The 16,677-nt window shown below is 41.9% G+C and carries 12 protein-coding genes; 2 read left to right on the top strand and 10 right to left on the bottom strand.

Features of this window, described 5'->3' with window-relative positions; all coding sequences use genetic code 11:
- The first annotated feature begins 121 nt into the window (after positions 1 to 121).
- The gene (locus tag HYD28_04705) at positions 122 to 853 is read left to right on the top strand and encodes a glutaredoxin (GenBank protein QLE08319.1); all 732 of its coding nucleotides are present in this window, start codon (positions 122 to 124) and stop codon (positions 851 to 853) included.
- A gap of 54 nt (positions 854 to 907) precedes the next feature.
- Here the strand turns inward: HYD28_04705 and tldD are convergent, their stop codons facing one another.
- From tldD to HYD28_04660, 9 genes are all read right to left on the bottom strand, one after another.
- On the bottom strand, positions 908 to 2,347 hold the full coding sequence (gene tldD, locus HYD28_04700; protein ID QLE08318.1) for a metalloprotease TldD: 1,440 nt from the start codon (positions 2,345 to 2,347) through the stop codon (positions 908 to 910).
- Positions 2,344 to 3,174, bottom strand: a complete 831-nt coding sequence (locus HYD28_04695) for a carbon-nitrogen hydrolase family protein (protein QLE08317.1) — start codon at positions 3,172 to 3,174, stop codon at positions 2,344 to 2,346. The genes tldD and HYD28_04695 overlap by 4 nt, the downstream gene beginning before the upstream one ends.
- Positions 3,164 to 7,021, bottom strand: coding sequence for a TIGR02099 family protein (locus HYD28_04690; protein ID QLE08316.1), 3,858 nt, complete (start codon positions 7,019 to 7,021; stop codon positions 3,164 to 3,166). Before HYD28_04690 ends, HYD28_04695 begins: the two co-directional genes overlap by 11 nt.
- The gene (gene rng / locus HYD28_04685) at positions 7,021 to 8,493 is read right to left on the bottom strand and encodes a ribonuclease G (protein ID QLE08315.1); all 1,473 of its coding nucleotides are present in this window, start codon (positions 8,491 to 8,493) and stop codon (positions 7,021 to 7,023) included. The genes HYD28_04690 and rng overlap by 1 nt, the downstream gene beginning before the upstream one ends.
- Before the next feature lies 1 nt (position 8,494).
- Entirely contained in the window at positions 8,495 to 9,064 is a 570-nt protein-coding gene (maf, locus tag HYD28_04680; GenBank protein ID QLE08314.1) for a septum formation inhibitor Maf, read from the bottom strand.
- Complete coding sequence (gene mreD / locus HYD28_04675; GenBank protein QLE08313.1) at positions 9,064 to 9,543, bottom strand: rod shape-determining protein MreD; 480 nt, start codon at positions 9,541 to 9,543, stop codon at positions 9,064 to 9,066. Before mreD ends, maf begins: the two co-directional genes overlap by 1 nt.
- Positions 9,536 to 10,378: a rod shape-determining protein MreC gene (gene mreC, locus HYD28_04670; protein QLE08312.1), complete on the bottom strand. Its 843-nt coding sequence runs from the start codon at positions 10,376 to 10,378 to the stop codon at positions 9,536 to 9,538. Before mreC ends, mreD begins: the two co-directional genes overlap by 8 nt.
- Positions 10,378 to 11,421 carry a rod shape-determining protein gene (locus HYD28_04665; GenBank protein ID QLE08311.1) on the bottom strand — a complete coding sequence of 348 codons (1,044 nt, stop codon included), beginning with the start codon at positions 11,419 to 11,421 and terminating at the stop codon, positions 10,378 to 10,380. The genes mreC and HYD28_04665 overlap by 1 nt, the downstream gene beginning before the upstream one ends.
- Positions 11,422 to 11,554: 133 nt before the next feature.
- Entirely contained in the window at positions 11,555 to 13,582 is a 2,028-nt protein-coding gene (locus HYD28_04660) for an SUMF1/EgtB/PvdO family nonheme iron enzyme (GenBank protein QLE08310.1), read from the bottom strand.
- A gap of 224 nt (positions 13,583 to 13,806) precedes the next feature.
- On the opposite strand from HYD28_04660, the gene HYD28_04655 reads away from it, so the two are divergent.
- Entirely contained in the window at positions 13,807 to 14,718 is a 912-nt protein-coding gene (locus HYD28_04655) for a 1-aminocyclopropane-1-carboxylate deaminase/D-cysteine desulfhydrase (protein QLE10486.1), read from the top strand.
- Here the strand turns inward: HYD28_04655 and HYD28_04650 are convergent.
- The gene (locus HYD28_04650) at positions 14,715 to 16,442 is read right to left on the bottom strand and encodes an EAL domain-containing protein (GenBank protein QLE08309.1); all 1,728 of its coding nucleotides are present in this window, start codon (positions 16,440 to 16,442) and stop codon (positions 14,715 to 14,717) included. The genes HYD28_04655 and HYD28_04650 overlap by 4 nt on opposite strands.
- Positions 16,443 to 16,677: the final 235 nt, after the last annotated feature.

Below are 16,677 nucleotides of genomic sequence, written 5' to 3'. Positions count from 1 at the left end.
TGCTGGCACAAACCTTGTAACTGTTAATAAAGTAACCAGTTATAGCAACAATTTGCCCTTGTTTACTGTGTAATTAAGCAACTTTTACGCAGTACTCAAGGCATTTTTACAAGGAGGCACTGTGTCTAAGTCTGCAATTTTATACCGCATGGTGACCGATGAGCATATTTGCCCGTTTGGTTTAAAATCAAAAGATTTATTAGAGCGACATGGTTACGATGTTGACGATCGTCACTTAACCAGCCGTGAGCAAACTGACGCATTCAAACAGCAGCATGATGTAAAAACCACACCACAAACCTTTATCAATGATAAACCCATTGGTGGTTACGATGATTTGCGCGACTTTTTTAATCTACCTAAGGCTGGTCAACAGGGCACCAGTTACACGCCTGTATTAGCCATTTTTGCGGTCGCTATGCTACTTAGCTGCGGTTTTACTTATGCCAGCGGTGAGGCTTTATTCTCTTTGCAAAACCTGATGCTGTTCGTTGCAGTATCAATGGCGGTATTAGCGATACAAAAGCTACAAGACTTATACAGCTTTTCTAACTCATTTATTACCTATGACTTACTAGCGATGCGTATTGTGCCCTACGCTTATGTATACCCGTTTATTGAGGCGTATGTAGCGATAGGTATGGTAGCTGAATTACCTGACTTAGCTGTTGCCCCATTTTCATTATTTATTGGTGGTATAGGTGCAGTATCGGTTATTAAGGCTGTGTATATCGATAAACGAGATCTGAAATGCGCCTGTGTTGGTGGCGACAGTAATGTGCCGCTCGGCTTTATCTCTCTGAGTGAAAACTTATTTATGATAGCCGCAGGTATATGGATGCTAGTAAGCTAATACAAAAACGCGAGGGATTCCCCTCGCGTTCATTATAACTATAATGTGGGAATATTAAGCCGTACCACCCACCGTTAAGTTATCAATTTTAAGGCTTGGTTGACCTACCCCAACAGGTACGCTTTGGCCATCTTTACCGCACACGCCAACGCCTTTATCAAGTGCTAGATCGTTACCTACCATTGAGATCTGTTGCATCACTTCTGGGCCATTACCAATTAGTGTGGCACCTTTGATAGGTTGCGTGATTTTACCGTTTTCAATTAAGTAGGCTTCAGAGGCGCTAAATACAAATTTACCTGACGTGATATCCACTTGGCCGCCACCAAAATTAGGCGCGAAGATACCCTTTTTCACCGAGCTGATAATATCGGCTTGGCTGTGCTCTCCACCTAACATATAAGTGTTGGTCATACGTGGCATAGGTAAATGAGCGTACGATTCACGGCGCGCATTACCGGTAGGGTTAACCCCCATTAAACGCGCATTTAGCTTATCTTGCATGTAGCCTTTTAGAATACCGTTTTCAATAAGCACGTTATACGCAGCAGGAGTGCCTTCGTCATCTACGTTCAATGAACCTCGGCGATCAGCAATGGTGCCATCATCCACGACTGTACACAGCTCAGATGCCACCTTTTGACCTACCTTACCGCTAAAAGCTGATGCGCCTTTACGGTTAAAGTCACCTTCTAGGCCATGACCTACCGCTTCGTGTAGTAACACGCCCGGCCAACCTGCACCTAGTACTACTTCCATGCTACCTGCAGGTGCATCGATAGCTTCTAGGTTTACTTTCGCTTGGCGAACAGCTTCTTCCGCGTATTCCATCCAACGCGGTTTGCCATCGACTAACTCTTTAAAATAACCATAATCTAAACGAGCACCGCCCCCTGCACCACCGCGCTCACGACGACCATTCTTCTCAAGTAACACTGAACAATTTAAACGAATAAGCGGGCGAATATCGGTTGCAAAGGTGCCATCACTTGCAGCAATTAACACTTCTTCATAAACCGCCGACATTGAACTGATCACTTGCTCAGCATCAGGTGCTAATTGACGAATATAGCTTTCAAGCTCACGTAGCAGACTTACTTTGTCATCATTGCTCATGCTTTGAATAGGTTGATGCGGCGCATACTGCTCTTTAGCAGCAACATCACTGAACACCTGAATCGTTTTGTTTTCGCCTGCATTGGCAATACTACGCGCTGCGGTTGCGGCTTTATTTAACGCTTCAAGATTAATCGCATCTGAGTATGAAAAACCGGTTTTTTCACCACTAACAGCACGCACACCCACACCGCGTTCAACGTTGTAAGAACCTTCTTTCACTAAGCCATCTTCAAGCACCCAAGATTCGTGGTGACTAGATTGAAAATACAGGTCGGCATAATCAACTTGGTGTTGATGAATAAAAGCGAGCGTTTTTTCTAATTCTTCTCTCGTTAGTTGGCTGTCATGTAATAAATGCTGTTCAACCGTGTTCATAATAAATGCTCTCTAAATCGTTGCTGAGACTGCATAGGCATGTCTTGGCGAATTGTATTCAAGCGGTTTAAATCAAGCCAATGGCTGATAAACCCAGTACCAGAGGCAAGCTCACTGAGCGTTTCTCCCCATGGTGAAATAATAATGCTGTGGCCATAAGTGTGACGGCCATTCTCGTGCTCGCCCCACTGTGCTGCGGCAACCACATAACATTGTGTTTCGATTGCGCGCGCAGCTAATAAAATATGCCAATGAGCAGCGCCGGTGACTGTAGTAAAGGCACTTGGCACTAAAATGAGGTCAGCCCCTTGGCGCTGCATCGCGGTGAATAAGCCACTAAAACGTAGATCATAACATACTGCTAGGCCAATTTTACCAAATGGCGAATCAACCACCACAATATCCTCGCCCGCCTGCGTCGCATCAGACTCTCGGTAACTGCGCGTCGTGTCGGCAACATCTACATCAAATAAGTGAATTTTATTGTACTGTGCAACCACATCACCCTGGTTATTAAATAAAAACGAGGCAGCTAAATACTTACCATTTTGCTGCGAAACAGGGAGGGTACCAGCAGCTAACCAGATATCATGCTGCTTACATAAATCGGCAAGTTTCGCTTTATAAACCTCACTCTGTAGACCTAATTCATAGCTTGCTTGGCTGTGCTTACTAAAAATCAAAAAACTTTCAGGTAAACACACAAGCAATGGCCGAGTAGCAGGTAACTTGGTCAGTGTATCTGCTAGAAAAGCGAGGTTTTGCTCAGCATTCATGCTTGAGCACATTTGTACTGCGACAACCTGTGGTTGATGATTAGTCTTCATTGTTACCTAAACTCGCTGAAGATGCGGCATCTTTTAATTTTAATTGCGTCGACGACTGTGGCTGACTTTGCGCAGCTTGCGGTAACGTCACTTCACGACTCTTACGATCAAGCTCTTTCACTACAGGATCATTCATACTCCCTGTTACTTTAAAGTTGATCTCAGAGATCACTCGTGCCGAGTGAATTACTTTATCGATTGCCAGCGCTGCAAGACCACTTACGGGGTTGACCATCCATGCCACAATAACAGGAATACTTGAGGTTACCTGCGGTGCAACAGCCAGGTCGTAGTCAATTTCAAAGGTGTTTAAGTTAGTGTGGCCTTTAATCGTTAAATCGGCAGGTACACCATCAAGCTTGGTATCTTGAGTGTAAGCAATGCCCTTTTCTAGCTGCATCGTGCCTTGCATGCTGTTATAGAAAAAGCCTTTAGAGAATACATCTCTAAAATCGAGTTTCAGCTTACGCACTAACGAATCTAAACTCAGTAATGAGAATACCCGTGCACCACCATCACTAATTTCTGTAAGGTGACCTTCACCTAAACGCCAATCTAGCTCCCCCGCTAAACTGGGTACGTCAAAGTTATAAGGTGCGCCTTGCCATGCAAGATCAAACTTAATATCGGCATCAGAATCTTTTACTGTTGTTGTGATATCAAATTCATCAAATAACTCACCGATATCGTCACTTTGTAAGTTACCAGTAAAGCGTGTTTGACCATCAGCAAATTGCCCCTTACCACGCAATACATGATCGCCTTTGTCAATAACAAGCTCAGTGAACAAGAGTTTACCTTGCTCTCCTACTAAGCTGCTTTTAATTTTATCGAATTGATATTCTGCCACTTTACAATCTTCGCAGTTAAACTCGATAGCTGGAACACGAGTTAACCATCTTAAATCTTCAGGTTCAGAAACTTGATCTGCTTGCTCTGCTACTTCGTTGAAGTTAATACGCAGATAGTCAGTAAAAATTTGAATTGGTCTGCGCGTTTCACCGGTTGGAATAAGTGCGTCGGCACGTAATTCTTTAGCATTTAACCTTAACTCTAAGTCTGATTGTTTTGGTGCTAAGCGAAATTCAAAATCATTAAAGTCGATATTATGTAATGCCAGCTTATTAAATTTACCCGTTACGTTATTGAATGCAGGCATCACACTTGGCGCGTCAGACTTCACTTTGGTGAGCGCAATAATTTGATCAATTAAGCCAAACCAAGGCACTATTTTAGTTTCTGGCAAATCGATAGATACAGCAAAACCTTCACGATTAAGACCTAAATCTTGTGCGCCTAAAATTAAATGGGCATTACTAAATTTCTGTTTACCATTATCTAAAATCGCATTAAAGAAAAGCTGCTCATCGATATTAGCAGTAATCAGATTTGAGATGCGGTCGCCTTGTACCACCGCGGTTAATGGCCAACTTTGCTCTGAACTCTTGTTATAAGGTGCCGGCAACTGGCTAGTCACACCGATTAAGTCGCCACTCACATCTGCACGATAATTGAAATCATTCGGTAAAAAATTAAGTGAAACATTAATATCAACATCGCTTTGACCGCTTAAGTAACCTGCAAGCAAACCATGGGCTTGTTCAATTAAAGGCTCAGCTTCAAGCGCCAGTTTTATATCAATTTCTGCGAGGTAGTTATCAGCCACGCTTTCGCTGTTATAACTCGCAGTGAGTGGCATCCCCATCCAGTTTGCTTTAGCATTTTTTAGGTCGATTTTATCGTTATTAAACTTAACGATACCAGTCATGTTATTAAGTGTGATCCCCGGTTGTGCAAGGTAAACCGGAATATTTGCAAGTTCAACTTCACCAATCGCATCAACATGACCAGAACGTAAATTAACTAACAGCTCAATCTCGGCGGTTGCTTCACCTTGAGGTTGCACGACTTCAAAGACACTTGCTAAAGGCTTTGCAAGCGGAGTCTCAGTAAAGAAAGGATTAAGCTTATTGCCATGGGCGCGCTTGTTTATAGCAACTTTTAGTATCTCTGCATTCATTAAATCTGCAATACTGACGTGCACACTCTCTCCGAGAGATAAATTAACTAGCTTGCCTGACTTGCTATAGATATCCATGCGCTCATTTTCAAAATGTAAAATGACGTTAGCATTTTCAACTGTAGGCCAGCTCGGTGAGAATTTATATTTGGCACTCTCAACATTCGCTAAAACTTCAAATTGACCTTGCTGCTGTTTGAATGGAAAACCTTTAAATGGCCCAGAAAACAACACTTGAGCTTTGTTTACTTCACCGCCCTTAATTGCCCCATTGAGGTAATTAACCAACTTTTCGCTCATCACAGGTAATGGGAAGTAATGCCCAGCTACGTTGGCATCAGGGGCATAGGCTTCAGCATATAAATCTAAACGCGGCTCATCAGTAAGACTAAGCATCATCTCAGCTGCAAGGGTAACTTCGTCGTTATCAAGCCAGATATTATCGCTACTAATACGCCAGCCATCGTCGTAACGATGAAGGTCTAGCTCGACATTTAATTGGTTATAAGCAATATCTTGGCTAAAGCTGCCGTTCGTGAGCAGTTGATTATTCTCGCCATATAACTGAATTCGACCAGCTGATTGATTAATTAAGCCATCAACACGAATAGCTTGCCCACCAGGAATACCTTGCAGCGATAGCCAATTAATTTGATCACCTTGAAACCAGAACTGCCACTTATCTTGCTGACCTAATTCTAAATAGGCATCACTTAATTGACCATTGGGTTGGCGTGCTAAAAATGGTGCTAGCACCTCAAAGTTACTTAACTGCGATAACTTGGCGAGTAATGCAAAATCAAATTGTTTAAGCCAGATTTGGCTTTTATCGCCAAGTTGAGCTTCAAATTGTAAGGTCGGCCATTCTTTTAAGTCACTTTCAAACGTGAGTCCGGTGCTTTTTAAGCGCCAGCCATTTTGCTTTGGAAATAAATGAAAGCCACCTTCACTTAAGCTAATTTGATGTGCTTCTTGGTTTTGCTGCCAGTTGATAAAGCTAGGTAGCCACTGCACTTTTACATCGCTGATCAGGCCTTTCTCAAGGCTAAACCACGTCTTTAAGTTGATGTCTGAATTAAGCTGCTGTTTGTCAGTATTAATATATTGCGCCAACCACTTAGACACATCGACGTTCGCTGCTTGGACATAAATATCACCAGCCATGGTTTCGAGGGTTGAGCCATTAAGTGCCATACGGGCGTCAAAGCTACCAACAGAAATCCCCGGTAACGCTAATGTTCCCGAGCCTTGATGCTGCTCTGGGGTATTTTGCCAAACAATGTTTTCAAGGATCAGCTTACGCTCTTTGCCATCACTGAGGGTAAGGTTAAGGCTACTGTCTTGCACTGCAAAGTGGCCTGTTTCACCAAGGAATAAGCCTTCAATCAGTTCTTTTTGCTCAAAGTTGCCTGCTTGCTGGTTATTACCCAAATCAAGCATAGTGGGTAAATCAACATCAGCATGAAAGCCATTGATCACAAAGTAGCTCGATTTAAGCTGACGGCTTTTCACCGACTCCCATAAGTTTACTTCAAGGCTGGCTTTATCAATGGTTAGTGCGATGGGTGAGGTTTGGTTATCTTCAAACGAAATGTCTTCAATGACTAAGGCAGGACCTTTGCCCTGCCAGCTAGCCGAGATAGAACCAATCGCTAAATTAACATCAAAACGTTCATACAAAAACGCTTCAATATCATCTTTATAGTCATTCGCATAAGGGAGTGAATACTTCACAACAGAGACAATAACGGCCAGCAGTACGAGAGTGATAGCAAATACTTGCCATAACTTACGTAAACAATAAAAGCAGACCGTTTTTGCCTTCATTACATCATTACCACATCAAACTGTTCTTGGTTGTATAAACTCTCTGTTTGAATACTGACTTGCTTACCGATAAATAGTTCCAGCTCTGCAAGATTGTGATACTCATCGTTGATCAGCGCTTCACTTACCGAAGGAGCGGCATAAACCATAAACTTATCAGCCGCATAAGCACGGTTTACCCTAACGATTTCACGTAAAATTTCGTAGCAAACTGTTTCTACCGTTTTTTGTGAACCACGACCGGAACACGCAGGACACACATCACAAAGGATATGCTCTAAGCTTTCGCGGGTACGCTTGCGGGTCATCTCTACTAAGCCTAGTGCAGATAGACCATTTATGTTGGCTTTTGCACGATCTTTTGCAAGAGCTGACTCAAGCGAGTGCAATACTCGGCGCTTGTGCTCATCACTGACCATATCGATAAAGTCGATGATAATGATGCCACCTAAGTTGCGTAACCGCAGTTGACGTGCAATCGCAGAGGTCGCTTCGATATTAGTATTAAAAATGGTTTCTTCTAAATTACGATGACCAACAAACGCACCAGTATTTACATCAACGGTTGTCATCGCTTCGGTTTGGTCAATAATTAAATAACCGCCCGATTTAAGCTCAACTTTACGATGGAGTGCTTTTTGAATCTCGGTTTCAACATCGAATAAATCGAAAATAGGCCGCTCACCAGGATAATATTCAAGTGCTCCCGATAAGATAGGCACAAACTCTTCTGTAAACTCTTTAAGCTCCTGATAAGTGAGCTTTGAGTCAACACGAATACGCTCCATGTCTTCACCTACGTAGTCACGTAAAGTTCGAAAAGCGAGTGTTAAGTCTTCATGCAAGATGCTTTCTTTACTGATTTTTTTACGCTTAGTAACAATTTTTTGCCACAGTTTTTTTAAGAACTCAGCATCATGACGTAGCTCAGCTTCCGACGCACCTTCTGCTGCGGTACGAACAATAAAGCTGCCATCATCATCGCCATATTCAGCAACAATTTTCTTTAAGCGTAAACGTTCTTCTTCAGTTTCAATGCGCTGGCTCACACCAACATGAGTCGCATCTGGCATGAACACTAAGTAACGTGAAGGAATGGTGATATCAGTTGTTAAGCGTGCACCTTTGGTTCCAAGAGGGTCTTTAACCACTTGCACCATGATATATTGACCTTGGCGCACAAGCTCACGAATATCTTGTACTTTCTTTATTGGCTGCTCATCAACGCCTTCCACAATCGAGGCACTGTTTACAATGTCCGATGCATGTAAAAAGGCAGCTTTCTCTAAGCCAATATCCACAAACGCGGCTTGCATGCCTGGTAAAACACGGCTGATTTTACCTAGGTAAATGTTACCGACAATACCTAGGTTGCCAATTCGCTCTAGTTGAATCTCTTGCAGTACGCCATTTTCGATAAGCGCAACGCGACTTTCGCTCGGTGTAACGTTGATCAGTAATTCAGTGCTCATGTTACCCTCTTAAAAATTCGTTTAATAACTGCTCTGTCTCATATAAAGGTAAGCCGACAACTGCAAAATAGCTACCCGAAAGATGACTAACAAAGCGCCCACCTAAGCCTTGTATGCCATAACCACCAGCTTTATCTTGTGGCTCACCACTATGCCAATAGGCATCAATTTCAGCATCGCTGAGCACTTTAAATGTGACATCAGTCACAACAAGACAGCTTTTTACTTGCTCACTATCAGCAATTGCCACAGCCGTCATCACTTGATGGGTACGGCCAGATAAACGCTTCATCGTGGTAGTAAAATCTGCTTGGTCTAGCGGTTTACCGAGTGCGGTATCATCAATTACAACTACGGTATCGCTGCCAAGTACTGGACGGTCAATGTAACCCATAGCTACGCCTGATTGTGCCTTGAGTCTGGCAAGACGCTCTACATAGTCACGAGGGGCTTCGTTTGGGAACTGGCTTTCATCTGCATCAACGCTAAATTGAGAAAACTCAACGCCAAGTTGGCTGAGCAACTCTTTTCGGCGCGGTGATGCAGACGCCAAATAAATTGCGGTTTGCATTATCTAATCCTGAAATGACGGCGATATTTACGCAAAATTAAGAAAATCCACCACCAACAAAGCATGCCGGTTAGCACTGGCCACATATAATGGGGGCTAAAGTAAACGCCCATTAAAAAGTGGTTAAGCCAAAACTGCATGAGGTGATAAAGCGTTAAAAACAAAGCAATTAATATACTTTGCTGCCATAAAGAAAAGTTTCTAATTTTTTGGAAGTTACTAGCAGTGATAAATATACACACCGAATAAGTCAGTGAGTTCACACCTAATGGCGATCCTGATGCAAGGTCCATCAATAAACCAACCACCCAAGCTGTGCCAATATTTAAACGGTGTGGCACCGCTAATGACCAATACATTAATACCATTAACACCCAATCTGGACGATAGGGCTCAAACGAAATCGGTAACGGCATTAACGCCATAACCAATGCAAAGAAAATACTGATAGCAATCAGCAAAGAGTGACGACTATTCATTGCTCATGCTCTCCTGCTGATTACGCCACAGCACAACCAATAAGCGAATACGATCGAGTTGTGCAATGGGTTCAGCATAAACTTGTGCAAACGGACGCCCTTCATCGCGGTTAATTTCGGTCACCACTGCAACCGGATACCCCTCTGGGAACGTGCCCCCCAGACCTGAGGTAACCAGAATATCGCCAATGCGAACATCAAGGCTATGCGGAACGTGCGAAAGCTTTACTACGTTAATTTTGCCAATCCCTTCAACTACGGTTCGCACATCGTTACGTAGAATACGCACTGGTGTGGCATGGGTTGTATCTGTCATCAGTAGTACTCGAGAAGTAGTCGAGCCCACTTGAGTGATTTGCCCCACAACCCCCATTTCGTCAATGACGGCTTGACCTTCACTTAGACCATCAGTTGTGCCACGGTTAATAACCACCTGATGGCTATACGGATTAGAGTGAACAGAGAGTACTTGTGCAATGATTTTACGATTTGATTGTTTAGCTGATGAACCCAGTAACGCTCGTAACTTATCGTTTTCACGAGATAAAAATTGCAATTGTTGTAGTTGTTCGCTTTGTAGTAACTGCTTCTTTTTTAACGCTTCGTTTTCAGTTAATAGCTGTTCGCGGGTGTGCAGATTCTTCGCGCCAATACTAAATAACTCATAGGGTAAATTGGCAAGATAAATAAGTGGGCTAACTAGGGTATTTAAACTAGTGCGGATTGTTGTACCACCTTGAGTGTAGCGATCGCCCACGATCAACACGACACTCAAAAGCACTGCGACAAAAAGTCGCAGTTGCAAAGAGATGGTACGACCAAACAGTAACTTCATTAGTCGTAACTAAATACGTCACCACCGTGCATATCAATCATTTCTAGTGCCTTACCGCCGCCACGAGCAACACAGGTTAATGGGTCATCAGCAACCACAACTGGAATACCGGTTTCTTCCATTAATAAACGATCTAAGTCTTTTAATAATGCACCACCACCTGTTAATACCATACCATGTGCAGAGATATCAGACGCAAGCTCTGGCGGAGATTGCTCAAGCGCAACCATCACTGCACTTACAATACCCATTAATGGCTCTTGTAATGCTTCTAAGATTTCGTGTGAGTTCAGTGTAAAAGAGCGCGGTACACCTTCAGCGAGGTTACGACCACGTACTTCAATTTCAATTGGCTCGTCAGTTTTGAAGGCCGAACCAATTTGGTGTTTAATGTTTTCAGCCGTTGCTTCACCAATTAAACTACCAAAGTTACGGCGTACATAGTTGATAATCGCTTCATCAAACTTGTCACCACCGATGCGTACAGATGAAGAGTAAACCACACCATTTAGTGAAATAATGGCAACCTCAGTTGTACCACCACCGATATCAACAACCATCGAACCCGTTGCTTCAGATACAGGCAAACCTGCACCAATCGCCGCAGCCATTGGCTCTTCAATTAAATAAACTTCACGTGCACCAGCACCCATTGCTGATTCACGAATAGCACGTTTTTCAACTTGAGTTGCACCACAAGGCACACAAATAAGTACACGCGGGCTTGGACGCATAAAGTTGTTGTTATGCACTTGTTTAATAAAGTGTTGAAGCATTTTTTCTGTCACATAGAAGTCAGCAATAACGCCGTCTTTCATTGGACGAATCGCTTTAATGTTACCCGGAGTACGGCCTAACATTTGCTTAGCTTCAGTACCTACAGATGCCACGCTCTTAGGGCCACCAGCACGCTCTTGACGAATAGCAACAACTGAAGGCTCGTTTAATACGATACCTTCTTCTTTTACATAAATTAGGGTATTGGCTGTACCCAAGTCGATCGATAGATCGTTTGAAAAAATACCACGGAGTTTTTTAAACATGAGGCTGGATGACCTTTGAAAAATTCATTCTTATACTAGCTGCTCTCACTCTATCATGCTAATCATGAGAAAGCGCAACTGCTTTATTTAAATTGCTAAAAAAGGAAGCATCCATTGCTTCCTTTTCAAATTCCTATCGTTCGCGTACTAAACGGAAACCGATATAGTTTGCACGGAAATCAGGCGCTAAGATTAAGCGCGTTGATACACGTGCTAGGCTAGGGGCAAAATTCCATGCACCGCCTCGAACAGCCACATCAGACTGTCCTGACTTTTTGTTTGTCCATTCCCACACATTACCTACTGTATCGTATAGGCCAAATGCGTTAGGAGAAAACGATCCTGTTGGTGCAGCGCTCTTATTTGACCATTCGCTACCACACCAGCCACAGTTCGCTAGATTCTTTCCAATTTCGTTACCCCAAGGGTATTCAGTTTCTTTACCTGCGCGTGCAGCGTACTCCCACTCAACCTCATTGGGTAAACGAAATAACTGGCCTGTTTGACCCGATAACCAATCTGCATACGCTTTGGCATCATTGTAAGTTAAACAAACCGCCGGAAAATCACTTTCTTGATCAAAGCCTGGGTTACGCCAGTTTAGGGTTGCTTCCCACACTGGTTCACCATTTAAGTAATACGCACAGCCGCGATCTTTTTCTGCTTCTGTTTTGTAGCCCGTATTCGCAACGAATTGCTCATACTCGCCAACGCTTACTTCTTTGCTTTGCATTGCAAATGAATTAGCAATGGTTTTTTCTACCACTGGACGTTCATTCGCTAAACCGTTGCCGTTAATATCACCCATCTTAAATTTACCAGCGGGTATAACCACAATGCTGGCAGAGCTGGTTTTATTAACAATACTTGCAACGGGTGCTATTACTGGTTGAGTTGGTGCCGTAGTAACCTCAGCAACAACTGGTTCTGGTACTTTCACTAGATTTGCATTAATTGTTTGCGCTTTACGCAGATCAATTCGCGCTTTATAGCTTTTGTAGCCTCGTTTGCGAATTTCAATTTCATGGAAACCTTTTGGTAATGATGTCGTTAACCTAGTTGCGCCATAGCTCACACCATCAATAAACACTTCGTCATCATAAACATTTGAACGCAGTGTTAATTCAACCATTTTAGATTTTTTTAGATCAGGTAATGGTTCAACCTTTATTGGCTTTTTTACAGAGTAATCGCTTACAGGTTGTTCACTCATACGTGAAACCGATACCACCTGCCCATTATCCTGAGGATCACTGAATGTTAACTGACTATCTGAATATGTGGTCCCGTAGCTTGGCTGAAAGTTTCCAGCTAAAGGTGTGCCATAGTCTGCACAAAAACGGTTGTCTAAATTAAGTAAGCTACATAAACGGCTACTATTTACATCACCGCGCATCGTCACGCTTAAGTTAACGTTGTAGTTACCTTGCCCACTAAAAGCGCTATTCACTACATGGCTACTTAAAATCTTAACTTGTGCACCAGCAAGGTTGCGTTTTGGTTCAACTAAACGCTCTTCAGTTAAGTTAGCAAAAATTTGGTCTACAAAACGTTTAGTGGCTTTTTGTAAGCCCATTTGCTGGCCGCGCTGTTCACATGCAGCAAGTGTTTCAGTGCGCTTACAGTTAATTGTGTGATTAACCTCTAATGTGCCTTCACGAGTGAATTCGTTACGTAAACGCTCAACACGTGCCGTTGCTAACTGCTCTTTTAAACTTTCTAAGGTGTTTAACTGTGTATGTTTTGATACACGAATTTGCTCAATGTCTTTTCTATGTGAAGCAATTGCCGCCAATTGCATCGAAATATCATCTTTGTTTTGTTTGTGATCAACAACCGCTTTTTGATAGCGCGACTGCGCATTGCTGATATCAAGGGTTGGGTCATCAATTAGTCGGCGGTACATCTCGTTCATTGCATCTAGCGCTTGATTCTTTTCTTTGTCTAGCTCAGTTGAGCGGGCGCGCAATAATTCGAGTTGTTTTTGTAACTGACTTTCTTCTTTTAGGTGTTTTTCGAGGATTAGGGTCGAGTTATCGTATTCGGCTTGTTTTTTACTGATCTCTGATTCAATGCCAGTTACCGTAGCAGTATCTTGTGCAAATGCACTAGTTGCTAGCAAACTAACTGAAATTAACAGAGATAAAGGAGCAATTCGCATATATTCCATTCCCAAAAAGCGGCAATTATTTGGTCATTATTATTTTTTTATAATTAAACTCTTATGCTATGTACTTGCAAAGCAAAACACAAGCTTTGTTCAATTATTATCTGAGTTTACATCTATTACCTTAGTTGATGCCAGTAAATAACAAAATCATTTTGGTTTAATTGACTAATTTCTATCTGTAAGACAACTTTGCTACAATTGGATGTGTTTTTTTACTGAATGATACCGTGTACACTTTCTTTGAATCACCAATACAAACTGTTAATCACCCATTACTAACTGCACGTAAAATTCACCTTAGTATCAAGCGTGATGATCTTATTCACCCACAAATTAGTGGCAATAAATGGCGTAAGTTAAAATTTAACTTAGATGCTATGAAACAACAGAGGAAATCTGAGTTACTCACTTTTGGTGGTGCGTTTTCAAATCATATCCATGCTACGGCCACTGCAGGCAAACTATTTGGTTTTAAAACCCATGGTATTATCCGCGGCCCCGAATTAGATGAAGCAAACCCAACACTAAATTACGCTAAACAATGTGGTATGAGCTTGCACCCTGTTAATCGTATTACTTACCGTTCAAGGCACGATCAAACTTATTTGGCAAAATTACAAAAGCAGTTTCCTAATGCGTACATATTACCCGAGGGTGGCACCAACGCAGCAGCGCTTTTAGGCTGCAAAGAATTAGCACAGAGCTTACCAAGTTGTGATGTGCTTGTTTGTCCAACAGGTAGTGGTGGCACATTAGCGGGCTTAATTGAAGGTATGCCAGAGCATACTCAGTTATTAGGTGTGGCAGTGTTAAAGCAAGCTCACTATTTAATTGAGGAAATAAAGCAGCTCAGCAATAAAGCAATGCTACAGCAAAACTGGCAGCTGCTTTGCGATTTCCATGATGGTGGCTACGGAAAGTTTAGCGATACTTTGTGGCAGTTTTGTCAAACGTTTACTAAGCAACACGCAATCCCACTTGAACCTATTTATAGCGGTAAAATGCTTTATGCCGTTTGGCAACTAATTGAACAAGGTTATTTTAGTGAAGGAACGCGCATTATTGCTGTCCATACTGGTGGGCTGCAAGGTTTAGATGGCCTTAAATATCGAAGGCTAATAGACTAACTATGAGGCGTAATATCAGCCAGCCTTTGCAATGGCTCTGCAAAGTAAAAACCTTGTGCAGCTACTACACCTAGGTTTTTCAAGGTAGCGAGTTCGTTTTGAGTTTCTACCCCAACCGCATACACTGGAAAGTTTAATTCTGTGCCTTTAGTAATTATTTGTTTAACGGTTTTTTGTTGCTGAGTATTAGTATCAATATTGTGAATAAGCTCAAACGCCAGCTTAATACTGCGTACACTTTTGATATTTTTTTTATAAGTTGCTAGATGCTCTGCACTGCGAACATTATCGATAACAATACCTGCCGACAGTGTTTCTAAACATTCAAATTGTGCACTAAGCTTTTTATGTTGTTTTAAATAATCATCTTCACTGAGTTCAAATTGCAATTTTTCTGTACAATTAAAATCATCCATTTGCTGTTTAAACCAAACCCAAAACTCATCATTAAACCAATTCATTGCATGCAAATTGATGCTTACTATTAATGTGCCAGTTTCGTTCACCAGCATTTTCTTCACTTGCGAAACCACTGTTTTATCCAACAGCAAGACATCTTTTTTACTGCTCATGTGCGGAATAAAGTGCCGCGCAGCCAACAAACCTAAGTTTTTATGGCGTATGCGGATCAATGCCTCGTGCTGCAAAATGTCACCTGTTTGTAAGTCAAACAACGGCTGAAAAAACAACATAAAATGCTTTTTCTTTATATATTCAAAAAGGTGCTCTTTGCTATCAGCCAAAATACTTGACTGTGTATGACCAAAAGGCAAGCGGTGAATATGCTGCCAAGCACTTTGTTTCGCCAATGCTAATGCCGATTTCGTAAGCTGATATACAACGGCCTGATCGGCGCCTGTACGGTAATTACATACGCCAATTTTAATATCAGAGCGAGACAAGTCACTTCGGTAGTTTAAGCAAGCTTGATATATAACTTGATGTAATCGCTTAGTGTATTTGTCGACTTCAGTAGCAGGTACACTATTTAAGGTCACGGCAATACCACCAGATGGCAACAATTTAACAGAACGATTTACAAGCTCACCAAACCCTTTAGCTATTACTAATTTAAAGTAATTATCAACGTCGAGGTTGGCAGGAAATGGGTTCTTCCAAAAAAACAACGCAAACAAGTGATTATAATTTGTGGGTACACCATACAAAATATTCAAATCTTGATGGCCTAAAGGTTTTGGCGATGCTATTTTTTTTGTCGCCGACTGAATACTCGGCTTCTTAGTTGGATTAATTATTGGTTTATCTACGACAGCCAATTGCTTGAACATTTTTTTCCACCAGCGAAACCCCCAATACCCTGCTCCAAGCAAGATTAAATTTAAGAAAATAAATAAGTGGCTTTCGACCAGCCAAGAAGGCCAATGAAAAAGACGTAGATTAACCGTTTTATAGCTAAACACCTCTTGTTCAAGGTTAATAAAATTTGCAAAGTTAGAGGGTACGTCACTGACACTCACAGCAAAGCCTTGGCTCTTAGCTAATGAAGCAATAATATCTTGCGAGGCAACTGGGTCGAGATTTAACTCATAAACCTGTTTGGCAAGCTCAGTTCCTGTGCGATGCACTTTGTCATGCAGCACATCACTTAAGAAAATATTAAAAACAACCAATAGCAAAAACGCAGCCATCATATAGATGACCACCGGTTGCTTGAATTGTGAAGTTAAATCTCGTTTCATTTCACAGGTTAGTTGCTTAAACATATACAAAGTGTTGTCCAAGAACCCTATAAATACAAGGCTGCAGGGCGATTTAAAGCAAGATCAGAAAAATCCTATAACCAGCGCTGTCAAAAGTTTTGTAATTTTAAACACCTAGCAATAATAGTTAATGAGAATTATTTTGTAACCAACACGACTCAATTAAAGAGTAGTGATACGGAGTGTTATGCAAATAAAAAACCCAGCTACTAGGCTGGGTTTAAAATATTGCAAACAC

Source organism: Pseudoalteromonas shioyasakiensis, assembly GCA_013391845.1.
In the GTDB taxonomy this organism is placed as follows: Bacteria; Pseudomonadota; Gammaproteobacteria; order Enterobacterales; family Alteromonadaceae; genus Pseudoalteromonas; species Pseudoalteromonas apostichopi.
The sequence above is the reverse complement of the archived record's forward strand: the minus strand, read 5'-3'. Positions and strand labels throughout refer to the sequence as shown.

What these genes read in the sequence shown, in the direction of transcription:
- mreD (QLE08313.1), bottom strand. Translation starts at nt 9,543, where the DNA reads ATGAATAGTCGTCACTCTTTGCTGATTGCTATCAGTATTTTCTTTGCA.
- rng (QLE08315.1), bottom strand. Translation starts at nt 8,493, where the DNA reads ATGAGCACTGAATTACTGATCAACGTTACACCGAGCGAAAGTCGCGTT.
- HYD28_04650 (QLE08309.1), bottom strand. Translation starts at nt 16,442, where the DNA reads ATGTTTAAGCAACTAACCTGTGAAATGAAACGAGATTTAACTTCACAA.
- HYD28_04665 (QLE08311.1), bottom strand. Translation starts at nt 11,421, where the DNA reads ATGTTTAAAAAACTCCGTGGTATTTTTTCAAACGATCTATCGATCGAC.
- HYD28_04690 (QLE08316.1), bottom strand. Translation starts at nt 7,021, where the DNA reads ATGAAGGCAAAAACGGTCTGCTTTTATTGTTTACGTAAGTTATGGCAA.
- tldD (QLE08318.1), bottom strand. Translation starts at nt 2,347, where the DNA reads ATGAACACGGTTGAACAGCATTTATTACATGACAGCCAACTAACGAGA.
- mreC (QLE08312.1), bottom strand. Translation starts at nt 10,378, where the DNA reads ATGAAGTTACTGTTTGGTCGTACCATCTCTTTGCAACTGCGACTTTTT.
- HYD28_04660 (QLE08310.1), bottom strand. Translation starts at nt 13,582, where the DNA reads ATGCGAATTGCTCCTTTATCTCTGTTAATTTCAGTTAGTTTGCTAGCA.
- maf (QLE08314.1), bottom strand. Translation starts at nt 9,064, where the DNA reads ATGCAAACCGCAATTTATTTGGCGTCTGCATCACCGCGCCGAAAAGAG.
- HYD28_04695 (QLE08317.1), bottom strand. Translation starts at nt 3,174, where the DNA reads ATGAAGACTAATCATCAACCACAGGTTGTCGCAGTACAAATGTGCTCA.